This window comes from Enterococcus sp. AZ071, from assembly GCF_050499065.1.
GTDB lineage: Bacteria > Bacillota > Bacilli > Lactobacillales > Enterococcaceae > Enterococcus_A > Enterococcus_A ferrettii.
In genome coordinates this window covers 1,995,001-2,016,164 of record NZ_JBIPAS010000001.1, presented here as the reverse complement: position 1 = coordinate 2,016,164, position 21,164 = coordinate 1,995,001, and the positions used below count along the sequence as shown (strand labels likewise).

Sequence of the window (21,164 nt, the reverse complement as noted above, 5' to 3'; positions counted from 1 at the left end):
AAACAGGTGGTGAAACGATGACAACTAAAGAAAATAAAACTGTGACCGATGAAGTGGCAGAAGCGTTGGAAGAAATCGTCGAAGCCCCCGCTGAAGAGAAGAAAAAAGGTGAGCTTGTCGTAAGAGTGGATGAGACAAACCTATTAATCGGTGAACGCCAATACCGGATAGCGGTAGACTATCGCGAAGGCTTTGATGCAGAACGATTAGGTGAACGCTTTAGCGAGGTGCTCTCTCGTTATGATTATATTGTCGGCGATTGGGGTTACGATCAACTACGTTTAAAAGGATTTTTCCGAGTAGATGATCGAAAAAGCAATGCTGAACAACGTATTGATACATTAGAAGATTACTTATACGAATATTGCAACTTTGGCTGTGCATATTTCGTCATTGAACGAATGGGCGTCAAGCGACAAAACAACAATCGTAAAAAACGGAAAAAACGCCGCAGCACGAACCAAGCCCACATTGAAGAAAAGAAGACTCCTGTCAAAGAAAATACTAAGAAAAAACCAGTAATCAAGAACCGTAAACCAAAAAAAGAAGCGGCGATGAAAACAAAAGAAAACGATGGACGTTTTGTCATTCGCCAAAGAGAAGAGCAATAAAACTATGAAATACAAAGGTTATTTGATTGATTTAGATGGTACGATTTATCGTGGAAAAGAACCGATTCCTGCTGGCCGGCGTTTTGTTGAACAACTTCAGCAGCGTGGAATCCCATTTCGCTTTTTAACTAATAATACGACCAAGGAACCTGAAACAGTTGCGGCTCGCTTAGTGAATGAATTTGATATTCACGTTACAGCAGAAACGGTCTATACTGCGACGTTGGCAACCATTGATTTCATGAAGGAGGCCAATAGAGGAAACAAAGTTTACATTATTGGCGAATTAGGCTTGCGAGATCCTATTTTAGCTGCTGGCTTTGAATGGGACGAAACTGCACCAGATTATGTGGTGGTTGGGTTAGATAATGAAGTAACTTATGAAAAATTTGTCGTGGCCACATTAGCAATTCAAAAGGGTGCACTGTTTATTGGGACGAATTCCGATAAAAACATCCCGACTGAACGGGGACTGCTTCCTGGTGCAGGCTCTGTCATTGCTTTTTTAGAAACTGCTACTCAACAAAAAGCAATCTACATTGGAAAACCTGAAGTGATTATCATGGATAAAGCTGTTGAACTTTTAGGTTTGGCAAAATCGGATGTGGTCATGGTAGGAGATAATTACTTGACAGATATTCGAGCTGGAATTGACAACGGGATTGATTCCTTACTGGTTCTTTCGGGATTTACCCAAAAGAAAGACGTTCCCAATCTACCCGTTCCGCCAACTTATGTTGTTGAATCTTTAGATGAGTGGAATTTTGATGCATAGCTGGCAGCGTTGGGAAAGAGTGGGATTAGTTTTTTGGTCGTTAACCCTGTTGACCTTGGCGATTACGTTGACTATTAATGCCCGCTGGCTCTATCAGTGGGATATCCAGCAGTTAGATCTGTTGAATTATACAACGGTATCCGAAAAGGAATTACTAACGAATTTCTATCACTTAATGCGTTATTTGAATACACCCTGGATCACGGAATTGGCTTTACCAGACTTTCCGGTCTCAGCGAGTGGTGCGCTACATTTCTATGAAGTTAAGCGTTTGTTTCTGTTAAATTATGGCGTACTTGTGTTTACCTTGATTCCCAGCATTCTCTATTTGCGGCACTTGATTAAGCAGAAACGCTTGTGGACGTTGGTTCAGCCTTTTAAAATTGCGGTGGGGATCCCCTTAATTGTGGCTGTTGTGATGGCAATGGGTTTTGATCGATTCTTTGTGGCCTTCCATGGAATCTTCTTTAACAATGATGCTTGGATATTTAATCCAGCAACCGATCCCATCATCAACGTATTGCCAGAGGAATTTTTCCTGCATAGCTTCGTTCTGTTTTTCGTTTTATTAGAGGTTTTTTTCATTTTACAAATACTGATTGGAAAATATGCTTTAAAAAAGGTTTAAAACGAATAATTTTTGAGAAAAAATTTAAAGCGGTGTACTTAACTTTCTAGTTGAGTACATCGTTTTTTTTTAGTTTGTTACAAAAGTGGTAAACAAGGGTAATTGTTGAAAGTTTACACTGACACAGGGGAAGCTGACTAATTTCTTTATTAAGTATTTTAATAGGATAGTTGTTCTTTTTTGTTGAAAAATATGAATAGGATATCGTTTTTTTTAGCATTACTAAGAACGATTCTCACTGGAATCGATTGTGAAAAGGCTTTATATAAGGGTATAATAATAACAAATAAGAATCGTGGTAAAGAACTTTTTAGTCGGTTTATTGATAATGATTTCACAAGCAGAGTTATTAATCTGTCAGCGATAGTAACGACTAGTTTCACGAGCTGGACAAGAGCTATAGAGACTCTTCTTATTACAGGGAGGATTGTGTATGAAAACATTAGTGAAAGCAATGGCAAAATTTAAAGGAGGTGTGAAGGTTCCTCATAATAAAAATACAGCAGAAAATGAAAGCGTTATAATAGAACCGCCCAAAATAGTTATCATTCCCTTGCAGCAGCATATTGGCGGTCCGTGTGAGCCTACTGTTAAGTCGCGAGAGATTGTTACGGTCGGCCAAGTAATTGGTGACTCAAAAGCGTACGTGTCTGCTCCAATTCATGCCTCTGTTTCTGGAAAGGTAAAAGGAATCAAGCCGGTTTTATTAGCAAATGGTCAAACCTGTGACGCCATCCACATCGAAAATGATGAGTTGTATACGCGAGCACAAGAACCAGCACCTATTCAAATCGATTCTAAAGATGACCTATTGAATGCTGCAAGAGATAGCGGTTTGGTAGGAATCGGCGGGGCTGGTTTTCCTTTGCATGTAAAGCTTGCGATTAAGGAAGAGACACCGATCGATATACTGGTTATTAACGGCGCGGAATGCGAGCCCTTTATTACTTCTGATTATCGAGAAAGTTTAGAGTATCCGGAACGGATCATTGCAGGGATGCAGGTAGTCATGAAGCAGTTGAATATTTCCCACGGGGTAGTGGGGATTGAGAGTAACAAACCAAAAGGATTACAAATTTTAAGAGATCGGTTGAATGAATTGGCAGATCTTGATCCAGCCATTGATATAATGGAAATTCCTTCTCTATATCCTCAAGGAGCAGAAAAAATGTTGGTCTATGCAACAACAGGCCGCAAAATCCCACCAGGCAAACTTCCATCTGAAGTGGGCTGTTTAATCATGAACATTTCCACGATTTCTCGTTTACAGGAATACCTTGAAACTGGTCTTCCATTGATTCAAAAGAGGGTTACAGTGGATGGCAATGTTGCAACACCTAAGAATGTTGTTGCCCCAATCGGAACACCTATCAGTGAAATTGTAAAATTTTGTAATGGGTTTATTGATGAACCCAGCAAAGTGATTTTAGGAGGCCCTATGATGGGGATTGCTCAATATTCGCTTGATCTGCCCATTACAAAGCAAACGAATGCAATCACTATTTTGTCGGAGACACAAGCACTGCCGGAAGAGTCTCCGTGCATTCGTTGTGGGCGCTGTGTGACTGCTTGTCCTATGTCGTTATTGCCGGTTCAAATCGAACGTTGTGCGCGGAATAAAGATCTAGAAAATTTGAAAAAGCTAAATGTATCGGCCTGTATGGAATGCGGGTGCTGTGCATACGTTTGCCCCGCGGGACGAAAATTGGTTCAGTCAATGAAGCAAGCCAAATTATTGGAAAGAGAGGCAGTCAAATGAACAAGCTACCTGTATCCATTTCACCTCACCTGCATTGTGGCCGCAGCAGCCGCAGCATTATGCTAGATGTGATTATTGCCTTGACTCCCGCTATCATTGCCTCAACCATAATTTTTGGCTTTCGTGCACTTATGTTGATTCTAGTAACGGTGGCTGCCTGTGTCTTAAGTGAATATGTCACTAGAAAAATTTTTAAACGACCAGATACCATTCATAATCTAACTGCAGTAGTTACCGGGATTTTATTAGCGTTGAACTTGCCAGTAACGTTGCCCTTTTGGATGGCTGCTTTAGGGGGAGCCATTGCGATCGTAGTTGTAAAAGAATTCTTTGGTGGGGTAGGACAAAACTTTGTTAATCCAGCAATTACAGCACGGATTATCCTTTTAATGTCTTTTGCTTCTCAAATGAGTACTTGGCAGCCGCCATTTGATTATCGAATGGCAGCAGGGGTAGATGTGATTTCTTCAGCTACCTATTTTTCTGCTCGTCAGACCGGACAAGAAATTCCATCGTTAATGGATATGTTTTTAGGGATACGGGCCGGAAGTTTGGGAGAGACCTGTGTATTAGCTCTGCTGATAGGTGGGGGGTATCTAATTGCTCGAAAAGTAATATCGCCAATTATCCCGCTTTGTTTTATTGGAACTGTTGCGATCCTTTCAGTTTTGCTAGGTGACAACCTGTTGTATCAAATAATGTCAGGCGGGTTATTATTAGGAGCCTTTTTCATGGCAACGGATTATACCACGTCTCCTGTCACTAGGAATGGCAAGATTATTTTTGGAATAGGTTGCGGTATCATCACGATTTTGATTCGCTTTTTTGCTGCTCTTCCAGAAGGAGTTTCTTATGCCATCTTATTAATGAATATCCTGGTTCCTCATATTGAGAATCTTACAATTCCGAAAGTCTTTGGTGAGGAGGCAAAAGCAAAATGAAAAAATCAAACGTGATCTTTTCAGACACACTCTGTCTCTTTATCATTTGTCTGGTAGTTACCTTTGCAGTTGCAGGAACACGTGCTGCATTCAAAGATCGCATCGCAGAGCAAGAATGGGCCCAAACACAAAAGGTCATGAACAAGCTGATTAAAGCAGATAATTTTAAGAAAGTGAAAGTTTCCGGGGAAAATCAGGCCTTCAAGGCTCTCGACTCATCGGGAGAAACTCTGGGTTATCTTTTTATAACCAATGCTTATGGATATGGCAGCGAGGTGAGTGTCATGAGTGCTATTTCAGAAGGTAAAGTTGTGGGAATTGATATTTTAGATGCTTCAAATGAAACCCCGGGTTTGGGGCAAAATGTAACGAAAAAGGGATTTGTTGATCAGTTTTCTGGACTGATTGGTTTGCCGGAAGTTGTGAAAAGCACGCCAACGGGAGAAAATCAGGTCGAAGCAGTTACTGGAGCAACGAAATCTTCAAAGGCTGTAGCAAAATCGGTCGAAGAGGCTCTTGCTCTTTTTGAGCAAGTAATAGCTTCAGAAAAATAAAGGGGGGAGATTCCATGGAAAAAGAAAAGCTATCTGCTATTTTTACAAAAGGGTTAATTGTTGAAAATCCAGTTTTGCGTCTCGTGTTAGGTACTTGTCCGACTTTGGCAGTAACTACCTCTGCTATGAATGGATTAGGGATGGGAGTGGCAGCGACAATTGTACTTTTTAGCTCAAATATCGTGATCTCCCTTCTGCGTAAAGTGATTCCTGATCGGGTAAGAATTCCTGCGTTTATCACGATTATTGCTGGTTTTGTGACTGTGGTCCAATTAATGGTTAAAGCATTGGCACCTGCGTTAGATGCGACACTGGGGATCTATTTACCTTTGATCGTAGTAAATTGTATTATTCTGGGTCGTGCAGAAGCTTATGCTAAAAATCATCCGGTCGTTCATTCAGCTTTAGATGGTTTAGGAATGGGTGTTGGTTTCACAATGGCTCTTCTTTGTATGGGGGGAATTCGTGAATTAATTGGAAGCGGTACGTTATTGGGATTTTCAATTACAGCTGGCTTTGTTCCACCAATGACAATCATGCTGCTGCCTCCAGGAGGATTTTTCGTATTTGGCATGCTAGTTATGGTAGCGAATAAATTGGGAGACCGTACCACTAAGGAAGTAGACTGTTCATCCTGCCCAATTTCTGAAGCCTGTACAACAGTTTGTGAAGGGGAGGAGGGTGACAGGTAATGCAGACTTTCGTAACTATTTTAGTAGCGGGAATTTTAACAGATAATTTTGTTTTGTCACAATTTTTGGGAATCTGTCCCTTTCTGGGCGTATCAAAAAAATTGGATACTGCAATTGGAATGTCTTTAGCGGTCACTTTTGTTATGGTTTTAGCGACCTTGGTTACTTATCCAATTTACAGCTCCTTGTTAGTCCCTTTAGGATTAGACTATTTGCAAACGATCGTCTTCATTTTAACGATTGCTGCACTAGTTCAGTTAGTTGAGGTCATAATGAAACGGTACATGACTCCCTTATATAATGCATTGGGAATTTATCTGCCATTGATCACTACCAACTGTGCGGTGCTGGGTGTGACTATTTTGAACTTCTCAAAAAACTATACCTACATTCAATCAATCGTTAACGCATTTGCTGCTGGGGTGGGATTTTTAGTAGCTATGGTGATTTTTGCAGGGGTCCGTGGACGTTTGGAAGGAAATGATATTCCTAAATCATTACAAGGACTACCGATCACGTTGGTTGCTGCAGCACTTGTTGCTTTATCGTTTTTAGGATTTGCTGGTTTAGCAGAAGGGCTATTCCAATAGGGGGTGTAAATAAATGGCTGAAATCATAATACCTATTAGCATTGTCAGTGGAATGGGGTTAATCGCAGGAGTCATTCTCTCAGTAGCGACCATCATTTTCCATAAACCAGTAGATGAAAAAGAAGAGGCTCTGCGAGACGTATTGCCGGGAATTAATTGCGGTGCCTGCGGATTTTCTGGCTGTGATGGATATGCTAAAGCTATGGCGGAAGGTAAAGCGGGCGTAACGAACTGTACTCCTGGCGGATTGTCTACTCGTCAGGTTTTGTCAGAAATCTTAGGTGTGGAAGTTGGAGAGGTTCAAAAGATTGCCGCATTTGTACGCTGTAATGGGACCTGTGAAGTTACGAATAAAAAAATGGACTATGCTGGTACCGAAACGTGCTATGCCGCTAATCAAATCTTTGGGGGACCACAAGCCTGCCGCTTTGGTTGTATGGGCTTTGGCGATTGTAAAGTCGTATGTGATTACGATGCGATTGATATAATTGATGGAGTTGCTCAAATCAACCCCAATAAATGTGTCGGTTGCTTAAAATGTATCACTGCCTGTCCAAAAAGTTTAATAAACATGCTGCCGGCAGAAGACACGTCGATTGTTGCTTGCTCAAATCAAGAAAAAGGCGGGGGCGTAAGGAAAATCTGTAGTGTGGGGTGTATCACCTGCAATCGATGTGTGAAGGCCTGTCCGCAGGAAGCGATTCAAATGGAGAATAATGTGGCAGTAATTGATCCAGAATTATGTACCAACTGTGGTGAGTGTCGAGAAGTCTGTCCGCAGAACTGTATTTTGGAGATGCCTCTGAAGGAAACAGTCGGAAGCTGATTTTCCAAGGCTGATTCCAAATTAGAAAAAATAGTTGAATTGAATGATGATGTGCCTAGGCGTTCAGCTACGGGAATTAAGCAGGTATGTCGGCGCACGCAGTCGTTTTGCTGTAACGCATTAAGAATAGTACTCCGAAGACAGGTTTTCCTATTTTGGCGATCATCCGTTTTATTTCTGAAAACCTTCGAAGACTCGCCCATTGGAGCGTAACATTTGAGAAAATCGAATCGGAACGTAAGATTGCTTCGGTTACACCGCTTATTTTTTTTAGATCCTGTGACATTCTTATAGTCACAGGATCATTTTTTTATAGATAAGAAGATCGGAACGAAACCTTTTCTAATTTCTAGTTCAATTTAATCTGAATGCGAATAGAGTAAACCTACGGAGTTAAAAATACTATGTTATATAACAGTAGATATTTTTCTGTTTCTGATATATAACAGATTCGTTTTTTTAATATAAAACAGCATAAGAGTTAGAACTATTCTTATTTATAAAAATCGAGAAAAATGCAATACATTCAATAAAACCACTGTTCATATACATTACAGAATGATGATAAAACGGAAAAACTTCTTTGAGAACAGTTCTCATTATCATTTGCTAGTTTTGCCACAATCTCTGCTTTTTTTTGTTATAATTATCTTGATACGAATTACTTACTGCTAGCTTAATCATTTTTTTCAACTGTTTAACTTCACCTATTTAGTCTTAAAATGAAGACTAGATGCGCAAGAATAGAAGTTTGCTCTGGCAGTATTATCGGTTATCTAGCTTTTTAAATAAAGCGCTTTTAAGACTTGTCAATACTCAATAAAGATTATTGATACAAAATCATACACAAAAGGAAGGATGACAAACATGGCATTAGCGAAAATTGTTTACGCAAGCAATACTGGAAACACAGAAGGAATCTCAGAAATTTTGGAGGATGTTTTAAAAGAATCTGGAGTAGAAGTAGAACGTGTTGAAGCAGACGATGCAGAAGCAGATTTTTATGAAGATGCAGATATTTGTATATTAGCTACTTATACTGATGGTGATGGCGAACGACCTTTTGATTTAGAAGATTTTTATGAAGAATTACCGGATCAAGATTTGTCTGGAAAAGTATATGCAGTTGTTGGAAGTGGAGATAGCGAGTTGTATCCTGATTATTTCTGTCAAGCTGCTATCGATTTTGACGAAGCTTTTGCAAAAACAGGTGCTAAAAAGATTGGTGAAACAGTGATGATCGAAAACGATGCGGATGATGAAGATGAGGAAGTTTTAAAAGCACTTGTTAAGTCTTTAGCTGAAGCGTAGGGGATTCAGGAAAAGGTTGGGGTGATAATTTGTTTAAAGTAGTGAAACGAAAAGAATTGGCACCGACAGAATTTGAAATTTATGTCGATGCTCCAAGAATCGCCAGTAAAGCAAAACCAGGACAATTCGTCATTTTACGGATCGATAATCAGGGGGAACGGATTCCTTTGACGATCGTGGATACTGATTCAGAAACAGGCTTAGTTCGCCTGATTTTTCAAGTGATTGGAAAATCAACGGCGCAATTAGCAACTGTAATGGAAGGTGAATCCTTGAGTGATGTTGTGGGTCCTTTAGGAAAACCAACAGACATCGAAAACTATGGAACAGTTCTTTTAGTCGGTGGTGGAGTGGGGATTGCTGCTCTATTCCCAATTGTAAAAGGCCTAAAGGAAGCGGGCAATCGCGTAATTACTGTTCTAGGAGCGAAAAATGCGGAGCTTTTGATCCTAACTGAAGAGTGCGAAAAATACTCGGACGAATTGATTCTAATGACCGACGATGGATCAGTTGGACAAAAAGGTCTGGTTACTCAAGCGATGGAAGAGGTTTTTGCTAGGGAAACTGTTAACAATGCATGGGCAATTGGGCCAAGTATCATGATGAAGTTTTGTACTATTACGGCGCAAAAATATCAAGTGCCGATTTATGTTTCATTAAACCCAATTATGATTGACGGAACAGGAATGTGTGGAGGCTGCCGAGTAACCGTTGCAGACAACATTAAGTTTGCTTGTGTTGATGGACCGGAGTTTCTTGGTGAAGAGGTAGACTGGGATGAATTTATCAGTCGGATGCAGCAATATCGTCCAGAAGAGCTTCGTGCCAATGAAATTTATGAAAAGCAGGTGAGTCAAAATGGCTAAGGCTAAAAGAAGTTATACAAAAACACCGATGAAAGAGCAAGCGCCTGAGATTCGTTGTCATAATTTCGATGAGGTTGCTTTAGGCTACACACTTGAAGAAGGTCAGTTGGAAGCAAGCCGCTGTTTACAATGTAAAAACGCGCCTTGTATTGAAAATTGTCCGGTAATGATTGATATCCCAGGATTCATTAAAGCGATTGAAGAAGGCGATATGCCAAAGGCTTATGAAGTTTTGGGCCGCTATACCAATCTACCAGCCATCTGTGGACGAGTATGTCCTCAAGAAAAGCAATGTGAGATGGTCTGTCGCTTAGGTCGTTCGAAAAAATTTGAACCAGTTGCAATTGGTAAGCTTGAACGTTTAGTTGCCGATTGGGCCTTGGATCAACCAATTGAATACAAAGAGGTCACTGGGGAGAAAGGCAAAGTTGCCGTCATTGGCTCCGGACCTTCAGGTTTGACTGCGGCCGGCGATTTGGCGAAATTGGGTTATGAAGTCATCGTTTATGAAGCATTGCATGCACCGGGTGGTGTGTTGACTTATGGGATCCCTGAATTCCGTCTACCTAAAAATATTGTGAACAACGAAATTGAACGAATCAAAGCACAAGGTGTTGCCGTTGAAACCAATGTTGTTGTGGGAAAAACAATTACGATGGACGAGATTATGGACGAATTTGATGCGTGCTACTTGTCAGTTGGAGCAGGTGCACCGAATTTCCAAGGGATTAAGGGCACTTCTTTAAAGGGTGTTTATTCGTCTAGTGAGTATTTGACGCGGATTAATTTGATGCATGGCTATCAATTTCCTAAATATGATACACCTGTTCAGGAATCTAAAAATGTTGTAGTTATCGGTGGCGGGAACGTTGCCATGGACGCTGCGCGTTCAGCTAAACGGCTGGGTGCAGAAAATGTATCCATCGTTTATCGACGCTCATTAGCAGAATTACCAGCCCGAGAAGAAGAGTACCATCATTCGGTTGAAGAAGGTATAAACTATCACTGGTTGACAAATCCTGTTGAATATATGGGTGATGAGAACGGTAACTTAGTAGCCGTTAAATGTGTGCAAATGGAGCTTGGTGAGCCTGATGACTCTGGTCGAAGACGTCCAGTTGTAATCCCTGGCAGCGAATTTATTATTGAAGCGGATACTGCGATTGAAGCGATTGGTCAAGGGGCCAATAAAGTCTTGCTAGATACCTTCCCAGAGCTTTCTTTAAATAAATGGGGCTATATTGATGCCAGCGAAGAAACTTGTGCTACCTCTATTCCAGGTGTTTATGCCGGTGGAGATATTGTAACCGGAGCCGCAACCGTTATTTTGGCAATGGGTGCTGGTAAGATTGCAGCAAACGAAATTGATAACTATGTTCAAAATAAAAAGTTGCAGGAGCAACCGGTCTGAGCGGAGGACAAATTGATGAAAACGATGAAAACGATGGATGGAAATACGGCAGCTGCTCATATTTCTTATGCGTTTACCGAAGTTGCAGGAATCTATCCGATCACACCAAGTTCGACCATGGCGGAAATCGTAGATGAATGGTCAGAACAAGGCCGTAAGAATATCTTTAACGAGCCAGTTAAGGTAGTTGAAATGCAGTCAGAGGCAGGAGCTGCTGGGACCGTACACGGCTCGTTAAAAACAGGGGTCTTAACAACGACTTATACAGCTTCTCAAGGGTTGCTTTTAATGATTCCTAATATGTTTAAAATTGCGGGGGAACTGCTGCCGACAGTTTTCCATGTGGCGGCTCGGGCAGTCTCTACTAATGCATTAAGTATTTTCGGTGATCACAGCGATGTTATGGCTGCACGTCAAACCGGATTTTGTATGCTGGCTGAGGGCAGTGTTCAGGAGGTAATGGATCTTTCGGCAGTTGCGCATTTAGCAAGTCTTGAAGGCAAGTTGCCTTTTATGAACTTTTTCGACGGGTTTAGAACGAGTCATGAGCTTCAAAAAATTGAAGTCATTGATTATGAAGATTTGAAAAATATGGTGAACTGGGAAGCTTTGGAAGAGTTTCGTGCGCTAGGCATGAACCCGAATCATCCAAATGTTTCAGGTACTGCGCAAAATCCGGATATTCATTTTCAACAAAGAGAAACGGTCAATCGCTATTATGATGAAATGCCGATGATTGTTCAAAAATACATGCAGAAAATTAATGATCTTCGTGGTACAGATTATGACTTAACTAACTATTATGGTCATCCGGAAGCAACGGAAGTTATTGTAGCCATGGGATCAGCTTCACCAGCGATTCAGCAAACGGTGGACTATTTGAATGCTCAGGGCCGTAAAGTCGGCTTTATTGATATGCATTTGTATCGCCCGTTCCCAGCTGAAAATATGTTGGAAAAATTACCGTCCACGGTAGAAAAAGTAGCGGTTCTAGACCGCACAAAAGAGCCGGGTTCAGATGGTGAGCCTTTACTATTGGATGTACAAAGTGTGCTTTATCGCCATTCTAATCGTCCGATCGTTATTGGCGGTCGCTATGGAATTGCTTCAAAAGACGTGACACCAGATCAAATTGTAGCTGTTTACGATCATTTATTATTGCCAGTTGAGGATATGAAGCAGCGTTTTACGATCGGAATCAATGATGATGTAACTCATATGTCTTTACCTCAGAGAGAAGTATTGGATTTAACACCTAAAACAACTTTCCAAGCAAAATTCTGGGGACTTGGTTCAGATGGAACAGTGGGTGCCAACAAACAAGCAATTAAAATAATCGGAAACAATACTGACTATTTTGCGCAGGCTTACTTTTCTTATGATTCGAAAAAATCAGGAGGGGTAACCATTTCTCATTTGCGTTTTGGGAAAGATCCAATCCTGTCAACCTACAATGTAGAGGGCGCCGATTTTGTTGGTTGTCACAACAATGCCTATATTCACCAATATGATTTATTGCGTGGACTGAAAGACGGCGGAACATTCTTGCTTAACACAGTTTGGGATGAAGCAAAAGTTAAACAAGCCTTACCAAATCGGATTAAGCGCTATTTAGCAGAGCATCAAATTAATTTTTATATCATCAATGCGATGGATATTGCGCAAAAGATTGGTTTAGGCGGTCGTATCAACACGGTGATGTCTACCTCATTCTTTGAATTAACAGATATCATGGATCGTGAAACCTTCCTGCCTTTACTAAAAGGAGAAGTGGAAGCTGCTTATGGGAAAAAATCGAAAGTTGTAGTGGAGCGGAATTGGCAGGCGATTGATGAAACCTTTGCTGCTCTGAAAAAAGTTGAGATTCCGGTTGAATGGGCTGAATTAGAAGTTCGTCCAGCGCCAAAAGCTGATCAAAGTAAACCTGCGTACGTTCGTAACATTTTAGAACCAATCAATCGTCAAGAAGGCAATCAGTTGTCAGTCAATGACCTGATCGAAAATGGTATGCTGGGTGGTGTAATGCCATTAGGAACTGCGGCATATGAAAAACGCGGAATTGCTTTAGAGGTTCCAGAGTGGATTCCGGAAGCATGTACCATGTGTAACGAGTGTGCGTTTATTTGTCCTCATGCAGCGATTCGTCCATTCTTAGCGAATGAAGAAGAGATGGAGCAAGCACCAGAAGGCTTCATCACTCGTGATATGCGTGGTAAAGATGGATTGAAGTACCGAATCCAAGTTTCTTTGGAGGATTGTACAGGTTGTGGGCTTTGTGCTGAGGTTTGTCCAGCTAAGGAAAAAGCGCTGGTTATGAAGTCTTATGAAGAGCAAAAAGAACAAGCGATCAATTGGGCTTTTGCGATGACCCTTCAACAAAAAGAAAACCCAGCGAAAAAGTTTTCAGTCAAAGGTTCTCAATTTGAGCAACCATTACTTGAATTCTCAGGGGCGTGTGCAGGTTGTGGTGAAACACCTTATATTAAGTTATTGACGCAATTATACGGTGATCGTATGATGATTGCGAATACGACGGGGTGTTCATCAATCTGGGGTGGTTCATCTCCAGCGACACCTTATACAGTTAATGTAGATGGTCGTGGGCCAGCATGGAGTAATTCATTGTTCGAGGACAACGCCGAATATGGTTTAGGCATGCATATTGCCAATGAAACTAAACGAAATCGAGTAGCAAACAAAATGCATGAAGCTCTGGCTCAAGATTTAGGTTCTGAAGATACAAAAGCCTTAATGCAAAATTGGATCGATCATATGCTGGAGGGTGAAGGCTCACAACAGCGGGCGGCCAAGTTAGCAGCGACTCTTTCTGAAGAAAACGATCCGGCCTTGCAGTCAATTTTGAAAGATAAAGATATGTTTGCGAAACCTAGCCAATGGATTATTGGTGGTGATGGTTGGGCATATGATATCGGATTTAGCGGGATTGATCATGTGTTAGCTTCTGGCGAAGATGTAAATATCTTTGTAATGGATAATGAATTATATGCGAACACTGGCGGTCAAATGTCAAAAGCAACACCAACAGCAGCAATTGCAAAATTTGCGGCTGGTGGTAAGAAGACTAAGAAAAAAGATTTGGGCATGATTGCAATGACTTATCGGGATGTCTATGTAGCACAAGTAGCAATCGAAGCAAACCCTGCTCAGACCTTGAAAGCGATTCGAGAAGCCGAAACGTATCCAGGTCCTTCAATTATTATCGGTTACACACCTTGTATCAATCACGGAATCCGTGGCGGTATGAGCAAATCAATTGAAGAATCAATCGAAGCTGTTGAATCTGGTTATTGGCAGTTGTATCGTTTCGATCCTCGTCAAGCAGATAAAGGCAAAGATCCGTTACGTATTGACTTCAAGAAAGCTGATTTCAGTAAAATGAATGACTTCTTAGAAGGTCAAACACGTTTCTCTGCCCTGCATAACATTAAACAAGATACAGCAGAGGTAGAGGAAATGCTGAATCAAACGGTAGATGATGCCGAAAAACGTTTAGAAAACTATAGTGAATTAATGAAGTCTAAAGAGTAAAATTATTCATACCAATAAAGCTCCCGTACAAAACACTTTTCATACCGAGTGTTTTGTACGGGAGCCTTTTGTTGATACACAGCAAGATTGATCATAGAAAGTAAAACGATTGCTCTTGCGTGAGTAGGATACTGATTTTACTATCTAGTAAAATCAATTAATCAGGTCATCCAAAGTTTCGGGATCCTCATGAGCCAAACGACTGGCAGCAGAAGCAGCAATTGCCCCTACAAGATCATCCAAAAAGGTATGCACTGATTTGCCATCATGGGAATTCAGTTTCTTCAAAATACCTGGTTTTACTTTATCAATATAACCATAGTTTGTAAAACCGATTGAACCATAAACATTAACAATTGATAAAGCCATGATTTCATCGACACCATATAACCCTTCGTCTTCTTCGAGAATTTCTTGAAGTGGAGAATCCAGCAATTTTTGCTCTGCTAATTTATCCAATTGAATTCCCGTGATAATTGCATTGTGAACTTCTCGCTTTGTTAACACGCGATTAACACTATGAGTACACATGTCCATTGTTAGTTTATCGATGTAGTCTTTTTGAAGAAAAAAAACAAGTTCTGCAATATCTTTGATGGTCACACCCCGTTCAATCAATAGCGCGCGCGCCTTCTCCTCCAGTGCGGTTGTTTCAAAAACCATAATATTCCTCCGTTATCCTTGAATTTTTGGAAAAAAGCTAGTGCTGTGCCCCGGTTGTCTCCGAGCCTCTGGATCAATATAATGCAAAGCGTTGTTAACTGCTGTGGGAGCTTCTCCTGATCCGGTAGCAATTAGTTTTACTTTTCCATCATAGGTAGTAATGTCTCCACAAGCATAGACCCCAGGGATAGAAGTACTCATATCAGAATTCACAAGCACTGCCTGGCGAGTGCATTCGACCCCCCAATTTTTTAAATGGTCTAATGATGAAGTAAAGCCGTAATTAACAATTAGATGATCCGCAGCCAATTTCATTGTCTCATCTGATCGAACTTTTTGCAAAGTCACAGTCGTCAATTCGCGATCACCAGATACTCCAGTGACGATGTAAGGCGTCAGAATATCAATGGTGGAGTCCTTCAGTTTTTCGACACTATGCTCATGTCCACGAAATTGATCCCGCCGATGAACAATGGATACTTTTTCGGCAATGGGTTCCAGCATCAGAGCCCAATCAATCGCGGAGTCTCCACCGCCAGCAATGACAACTTTTTTGCCGGCATATTTCATCAAGTCATTAACATAGTAATCAATACCTCTATTTTCAAATACATCGCTATTATCAACTTGCAAACGTCTTGGTTGAAATGAGCCATTCCCAATTGCTAAGATGACGGCTTTCGTATAATGAGCTCCTTTGTTAGTGGTGAGCTCAAGGTATCCATCATGCTGCTTTAGATCAATTACTTCTTCTTCTAAGCAGTAGGTATGCGGGAATGTTTGCAATTGCTTCTCTAAATTCCCGATCAAGTCCGCAGCTTTGACCACTGGAAAACCAGGAATATCGTAAATATTTTTTTCAGGATAAAGAGCTGTCAGCTGACCACCTAGTTGTGGCAAGCTATCAATCAGTTTCGTCTTTCTTTGGCGGATTCCAGCGTAGAAAGCAGCGAACATTCCTACCGGGCCCGCTCCTACAATCGTTATATCAAAAATGTCCATTGTATTTTTCCTTCTTTCTTTACTATCGTGGTATTGATTGTATCAAACTTTCTTGAAACCTTCCAAAATGTAAACGTGGATGGATAAGAAACGATACCTTCTAAAAAACAGAGAAATAAAATCAACTAAACCGGTTTGAGTTTCAAGGAAATAAAAAAAGACTAGTCAATCAATCGAATTTACGTGGAAAAAAACAGAAAGTTTGTTATGATGGAACGAGATAAATTAAAGGAGGATATACCTGTGACTCAATTTCCACAATTAAATTTAGCGGATCAAAAAGGTCCAAAAGCGACAATCAAAACAAATATGGGAGATATTGTAGTTCAACTATTTCCTGAGGAAGCACCAAAAACAGTAAAAAACTTTGTTGAATTATCTAAAAAAGGCTACTATGACGGTGTAATTTTCCATCGTGTTATTCCTGATTTTATGATTCAAGGGGGCGACCCAACAGGTACTGGTATGGGTGGAGAAAGTATTTATGGGGACAAATTCGAAGATGAATTTTCTCGTAATGTGTACAATTTACGTGGCGCGTTGTCAATGGCTAATGCTGGTCCAAATACAAATGGCAGTCAGTTCTTCATTGTTAATAACCAAAATGTTCCAGCTAATATGATGACTCAATTAGAAGAAGCTGGATTTCCTGGTGAAGTTGTTGAAACTTATAAACAAGGGGGGACTCCTTGGTTGGATTTCCGTCATACTGTCTTCGGACATGTTGTTGAAGGAATGGATGTTGTTGATGCAATTGGTGCTACCAAGCGTGGACCTCAGGATCGTCCAGTTAATGATATCATAATTGAAACCATTGAAATAAGTGAATAAAGAAGCCTCTTTAATGATCTGACCCTAAAAAAGCTATCTTTTTTAGGGTCAGTCTATTTTTTATTTTTAGTTTAAGGCAGTTGCGATTCGTTTGAGCCCTTCTAGTAGGGTAGCGTTAGGACAGGCAACATTTAAGCGCATATGTTGTTTTCCACCTGGTCCGTAACTAATCCCCGTATTCAACACGACTTTTCCTTCATGAACAAGCTGATTCTCCAATTGCTCATCCGATAGTCCATAATCCGAAAAATCGATCCACAGTAGGTAAGTTCCTTCAGGTTTCATAATTTTTGCTTTTGGCAGATACTTGTCGAAGAAGGTGAATGTATCATCAATATTTTTTTGCAAATACACCAATAACTCATTGAGCCACTCTTCACCAGTACGATAAGCTGCCTCCATACCAACTAAACCAAAGGTATTAATTTCTTGCTGAAAGTTTTCGGTTTGTTTGTGCTCTAATTGCTTATGCAATTTAGGGTTTTTGACAAAAGCAACAGAATTCTTGACCCCAGCTAAATTAAATGTTTTAGTCATGGAAGTAAATTGTATGGTAAAGTCTTCAAATTTATCTCCAGCATTTGAAAAACTAGTCATTTGATTTGGTAAGAAAACAAGATCTTGATGAATTTCATCACTTAAAACTAAGACTTGATATTTTCGACATAACTCACCAAACTGATTTAATTCTTCTTTCGTCCAAACACGTCCGCCCGGGTTATGAGGATTGCACAAAATTGCTAGTTTAATATGGTTCTGTTTAATTTTTTCTTCCATATCTGCGTAGTCCATTACAAAGTGTCCGTCTTTTTCAAGCAATCTGCTGCGAACAATTTTTCTTTTGTTTTCATTAAGGATCCCAGCAAATGGGGGGTAAACAGGATCGTGAATCAAGACCGCATCGTTTGGTTCAGTGAATGCCTGAATGGCAGTAGCTAATCCAGCTAGTACACCGCTGAAAAAGAAAATCTCATCTTTGGTTATTGATAAATGATGCTTATGCTTTTCCCAATCAATGATTGCTTCATAAAGTGAATCTGGTGTTGTAGTGTAGCCGAAAATACCATGTTCGATCATTTCTTGGTAAGCTTGGATGATACCAATGGGAGCTTTAAAATCCATGTCAGCTACCCATAGAGGTAATAACTCTTCTTCTTGATACGTATGGCAAATCTGATCCCACTTAACGCTGTTTGTACCTTTTCGATTGAATTGTTCATCAAAATTGACCATGTTTTTCCTCCTAATTTTGCAAACTTCTTTTTTTGTTGTAAATACAGTATAATAAAACTTGCGGAAAGAGGGAACTAAATGGGATATAAAATTGGACAAATTATAAAAGGAGACATTACCGGTATTCAACCATACGGTGCTTTTGTTTCTCTGGATAATCATACGCAAGGGTTGATCCATGTTTCTGAAATTCAAGCAGGCTTCACTAAAAACATTCATCAGTACTTAGAAATTGGACAAAAGGTACAAGTACAGATCATTGATATTGATGAATATACTCAGAAAATAAGTTTATCATTACGCACATTAGCAAATCATCCACCGGCATCACCGTATCAACGAAAACGATATTTCACTAATCGTAACAAGAATATCGGGTTTCGTTCCATACAAGATGAGATGCCTCGTTGGATTGAAGATACTTTGCGGTATTTAAGCAGTACAAAGAGTGAAAATTGACAATTTATTTTCACGAGCCAATATCTTTGTTTCTGAAAATATGATATGATAGAATCCAGTTGAGACTAAGTAGCTACCATAGGAGTGAATCAGTTTGACAAAAGAAGTATCTGGAACGGTAATGTTGAATCTAGCAGATGGATCAAAACGCTTTTTAGTTCGTCACGAAGGTACTGCAAATGAATTTGCTCGTACTGAAATCAAAAAGGAAAATACTGTTTTAGCAAGCTTCCTAAATTTTTTGAAGAGTGTGGTTCAAATCAACATCAATGAGATAAGTTTAGTTGAATTGACAAATACACAAGCAAACGGTATTAGTTTACCGTTATATGTCTTCGAAATGAATCAAGAAGAGGTAACAGAGCTTCCTGAAGGTTTTGTTTGGGAAACACCGGATAGTGTACGTGAAATTTTGCATACATTTGAAATTGAAGGTGTACCACTTTTTTAAAAGAAGTACATACAAAGAGCACAGTGAATATTTTCATTCACTGTGTTTTTTTGAGAAAATAAAAATAAGTAGTTGACGTGTGCTTGGATAAATGGTAAATTATTGGAGTTGCCAATTCGTGCCGAGAAACAAACACAACTTTTTCGAAAAAAGTTTCAAAAAAGTTATTGACAAGCAGCTGGTGATCTGATAAGATTTAAGAGTTGCTGATGCAACAAGAAACAGTCGATTTTATCAAGTAGACCTTTGAAAACTGAACGAATAAAACAAACCAAATGTGTAGGGCGCTTCTATTATTATAGAAGCAAACAACATAGCAAGCAATTGCTAGCGAATCAATTTTTAAATTGAGCTTAACAGTCGCAAGACTGTTTCAAACACTTTTTATGAGAGTTTGATCCTGGCTCAGGACGAACGCTGGCGGCGTGCCTAATACATGCAAGTCGAACGCTTTTTCTTCCACCGGAGCTTGCTCCACCGGAAGAAAAGGAGTGGCGAACGGGTGAGTAACACGTGGGTAACCTACCCTCGAGCGGGGGATAACACTTGGAAACAGGTGCTAATACCGCATAACAAAGAAAACCGCATGGTTTTCTTTTGAAAGGCGCTTTTGCGTCACTCGAGGATGGACCCGCGGTGCATTAGCTAGTTGGTGAGGTAACGGCTCACCAAGGCAACGATGCATAGCCGACCTGAGAGGGTGATCGGCCACATTGGGACTGAGACACGGCCCAAACTCCTACGGGAGGCAGCAGTAGGGAATCTTCGGCAATGGACGAAAGTCTGACCGAGCAACGCCGCGTGAGTGAAGAAGGTTTTCGGATCGTAAAACTCTGTTGTTAGAGAAGAACAAGGGTGAGAGTAAAAAGTTCACCCCTTGACGGTATCTAACCAGAAAGCCACGGCTAACTACGTGCCAGCAGCCGCGGTAATACGTAGGTGGCAAGCGTTGTCCGGATTTATTGGGCGTAAAGCGAGCGCAGGCGGTTTCTTAAGTCTGATGTGAAAGCCCCCGGCTCAACCGGGGAGGGTCATTGGAAACTGGGAAACTTGAGTGCAGAAGAGGAGAGTGGAATTCCATGTGTAGCGGTGAAATGCGTAGATATATGGAGGAACACCAGTGGCGAAGGCGGCTCTCTGGTCTGTAACTGACGCTGAGGCTCGAAAGCGTGGGGAGCAAACAGGATTAGATACCCTGGTAGTCCACGCCGTAAACGATGAGTGCTAAGTGTTGGAGGGTTTCCGCCCTTCAGTGCTGCAGCTAACGCATTAAGCACTCCGCCTGGGGAGTACGACCGCAAGGTTGAAACTCAAAGGAATTGACGGGGGCCCGCACAAGCGGTGGAGCATGTGGTTTAATTCGAAGCAACGCGAAGAACCTTACCAGGTCTTGACATCCTTTGACCACTCTAGAGATAGAGCTTCCCCTTCGGGGGCAAAGTGACAGGTGGTGCATGGTTGTCGTCAGCTCGTGTCGTGAGATGTTGGGTTAAGTCCCGCAACGAGCGCAACCCTTATTGTTAGTTGCCATCATTTAGTTGGGCACTCTAGCGAGACTGCCGGTGACAAACCGGAGGAAGGTGGGGATGACGTCAAATCATCATGCCCCTTATGACCTGGGCTACACACGTGCTACAATGGGAAGTACAACGAGTCGCGAAGTCGCGAGGCTAAGCTAATCTCTTAAAGCTTCTCTCAGTTCGGATTGTAGGCTGCAACTCGCCTACATGAAGCCGGAATCGCTAGTAATCGCGGATCAGCACGCCGCGGTGAATACGTTCCCGGGCCTTGTACACACCGCCCGTCACACCACGAGAGTTTGTAACACCCGAAGTCGGTGAGGTAACCTTTTGGAGCCAGCCGCCTAAGGTGGGATAGATGATTGGGGTGAAGTCGTAACAAGGTAGCCGTATCGGAAGGTGCGGCTGGATCACCTCCTTTCTAAGGATAAGCTAGGATGCAGCAATGCAGCCTAGCGTTACGGAAGACTACACAGGCTTGTTTTTATTCGT

The 21,164-nt window shown here is 41.1% G+C and carries 19 protein-coding genes and 1 rRNA gene; 17 read left to right on the top strand and 3 right to left on the bottom strand.

The genetic code is table 11. The features are described 5' to 3' along the window. Nucleotides 1-17 precede the first annotated feature (17 nt). From IGI49_RS09925 to nifJ, 13 genes are all read left to right on the top strand, one after another. A complete protein-coding gene (locus IGI49_RS09925) occupies nt 18-611 on the top strand; it encodes a YutD family protein (RefSeq protein ID WP_429964347.1) in 594 nt (197 codons plus the stop codon). Between the two features lie 4 nt (nt 612-615). Continuing rightward, nucleotides 616-1,386 carry a TIGR01457 family HAD-type hydrolase gene (locus IGI49_RS09920; protein WP_429964346.1) on the top strand — a complete coding sequence of 257 codons (771 nt, stop codon included), beginning with the start codon at nt 616-618 and terminating at the stop codon, nt 1,384-1,386. Beyond that, complete coding sequence (locus IGI49_RS09915; RefSeq protein ID WP_429964345.1) at nt 1,379-2,014, top strand: TIGR01906 family membrane protein; 636 nt, start codon at nt 1,379-1,381, stop codon at nt 2,012-2,014. Before IGI49_RS09920 ends, IGI49_RS09915 begins: the two co-directional genes overlap by 8 nt. Nucleotides 2,015-2,447: 433 nt before the next feature. After that, on the top strand, nt 2,448-3,773 hold the full coding sequence (rsxC, locus tag IGI49_RS09910; RefSeq protein WP_429964344.1) for an electron transport complex subunit RsxC: 1,326 nt from the start codon (nt 2,448-2,450) through the stop codon (nt 3,771-3,773). Further along, nucleotides 3,770-4,714 carry an RnfABCDGE type electron transport complex subunit D gene (locus tag IGI49_RS09905; RefSeq protein ID WP_429964343.1) on the top strand — a complete coding sequence of 315 codons (945 nt, stop codon included), beginning with the start codon at nt 3,770-3,772 and terminating at the stop codon, nt 4,712-4,714. The genes rsxC and IGI49_RS09905 overlap by 4 nt, the downstream gene beginning before the upstream one ends. After that, on the top strand, nt 4,711-5,268 hold the full coding sequence (locus tag IGI49_RS09900; RefSeq protein ID WP_429964342.1) for an FMN-binding protein: 558 nt from the start codon (nt 4,711-4,713) through the stop codon (nt 5,266-5,268). The genes IGI49_RS09905 and IGI49_RS09900 overlap by 4 nt, the downstream gene beginning before the upstream one ends. A gap of 14 nt (nt 5,269-5,282) precedes the next feature. Next, on the top strand, nt 5,283-5,960 hold the full coding sequence (gene rsxE / locus IGI49_RS09895; RefSeq protein WP_429964341.1) for an electron transport complex subunit RsxE: 678 nt from the start codon (nt 5,283-5,285) through the stop codon (nt 5,958-5,960). After that, nucleotides 5,960-6,550: an electron transport complex protein RnfA gene (locus IGI49_RS09890; RefSeq protein ID WP_207701990.1), complete on the top strand. Its 591-nt coding sequence runs from the start codon at nt 5,960-5,962 to the stop codon at nt 6,548-6,550. The genes rsxE and IGI49_RS09890 overlap by 1 nt, the downstream gene beginning before the upstream one ends. Nucleotides 6,551-6,563: 13 nt before the next feature. Beyond that, on the top strand, nt 6,564-7,376 hold the full coding sequence (locus IGI49_RS09885; protein ID WP_429964340.1) for an RnfABCDGE type electron transport complex subunit B: 813 nt from the start codon (nt 6,564-6,566) through the stop codon (nt 7,374-7,376). Nucleotides 7,377-8,243: 867 nt separating this feature from the next. Beyond that, nucleotides 8,244-8,687 (top strand): flavodoxin, encoded by a 444-nt coding sequence (locus tag IGI49_RS09880; protein WP_207701992.1) that lies wholly within the window; start codon nt 8,244-8,246, stop codon nt 8,685-8,687. A 29-nt stretch (nt 8,688-8,716) separates the two neighbouring features. Next, nucleotides 8,717-9,553 carry a sulfide/dihydroorotate dehydrogenase-like FAD/NAD-binding protein gene (locus IGI49_RS09875; RefSeq protein WP_207701993.1) on the top strand — a complete coding sequence of 279 codons (837 nt, stop codon included), beginning with the start codon at nt 8,717-8,719 and terminating at the stop codon, nt 9,551-9,553. Beyond that, nucleotides 9,546-10,964: an NADPH-dependent glutamate synthase gene (gene gltA / locus IGI49_RS09870; protein WP_429964339.1), complete on the top strand. Its 1,419-nt coding sequence runs from the start codon at nt 9,546-9,548 to the stop codon at nt 10,962-10,964. Before IGI49_RS09875 ends, gltA begins: the two co-directional genes overlap by 8 nt. Before the next feature lie 15 nt (nt 10,965-10,979). Then, nucleotides 10,980-14,513: a pyruvate:ferredoxin (flavodoxin) oxidoreductase gene (nifJ, locus tag IGI49_RS09865; protein ID WP_429964338.1), complete on the top strand. Its 3,534-nt coding sequence runs from the start codon at nt 10,980-10,982 to the stop codon at nt 14,511-14,513. 153 nt (nt 14,514-14,666) lie between these two features. Here nifJ and IGI49_RS09860 read toward each other — a convergent pair whose 3' ends face one another. Then, nucleotides 14,667-15,176, bottom strand: a complete 510-nt coding sequence (locus IGI49_RS09860) for a phosphatidylglycerophosphatase A family protein (protein ID WP_429964337.1) — start codon at nt 15,174-15,176, stop codon at nt 14,667-14,669. 12 nt (nt 15,177-15,188) lie between these two features. Next, on the bottom strand, nt 15,189-16,178 hold the full coding sequence (locus IGI49_RS09855) for an NAD(P)/FAD-dependent oxidoreductase (RefSeq protein ID WP_207705471.1): 990 nt from the start codon (nt 16,176-16,178) through the stop codon (nt 15,189-15,191). Between the two features lie 243 nt (nt 16,179-16,421). Here IGI49_RS09855 and IGI49_RS09850 point away from each other — a divergent pair, with 243 nt between their 5' ends. Further along, nucleotides 16,422-17,009, top strand: a complete 588-nt coding sequence (locus IGI49_RS09850) for a peptidylprolyl isomerase (protein WP_429964336.1) — start codon at nt 16,422-16,424, stop codon at nt 17,007-17,009. 66 nt (nt 17,010-17,075) lie between these two features. Here the strand turns inward: IGI49_RS09850 and IGI49_RS09845 are convergent, their stop codons facing one another. Further along, nucleotides 17,076-18,242, bottom strand: a complete 1,167-nt coding sequence (locus tag IGI49_RS09845; RefSeq protein ID WP_429964335.1) for a MalY/PatB family protein — start codon at nt 18,240-18,242, stop codon at nt 17,076-17,078. A 78-nt stretch (nt 18,243-18,320) separates the two neighbouring features. Here IGI49_RS09845 and IGI49_RS09840 point away from each other — a divergent pair, with 78 nt between their 5' ends. The 3 genes from IGI49_RS09840 to IGI49_RS09830 all read left to right on the top strand — a co-directional run bounded on the left by IGI49_RS09840 (nt 18,321) and on the right by IGI49_RS09830 (nt 21,093). Next, nucleotides 18,321-18,701: a CvfD/Ygs/GSP13 family RNA-binding post-transcriptional regulator gene (locus IGI49_RS09840; protein WP_429964334.1), complete on the top strand. Its 381-nt coding sequence runs from the start codon at nt 18,321-18,323 to the stop codon at nt 18,699-18,701. Nucleotides 18,702-18,795: 94 nt separating this feature from the next. After that, nucleotides 18,796-19,152 carry a hypothetical protein gene (locus tag IGI49_RS09835; protein WP_207705474.1) on the top strand — a complete coding sequence of 119 codons (357 nt, stop codon included), beginning with the start codon at nt 18,796-18,798 and terminating at the stop codon, nt 19,150-19,152. A gap of 382 nt (nt 19,153-19,534) precedes the next feature. After that, nucleotides 19,535-21,093: ribosomal RNA gene (locus tag IGI49_RS09830) — 16S ribosomal RNA — on the top strand. Nucleotides 21,094-21,164 lie beyond the last annotated feature (71 nt).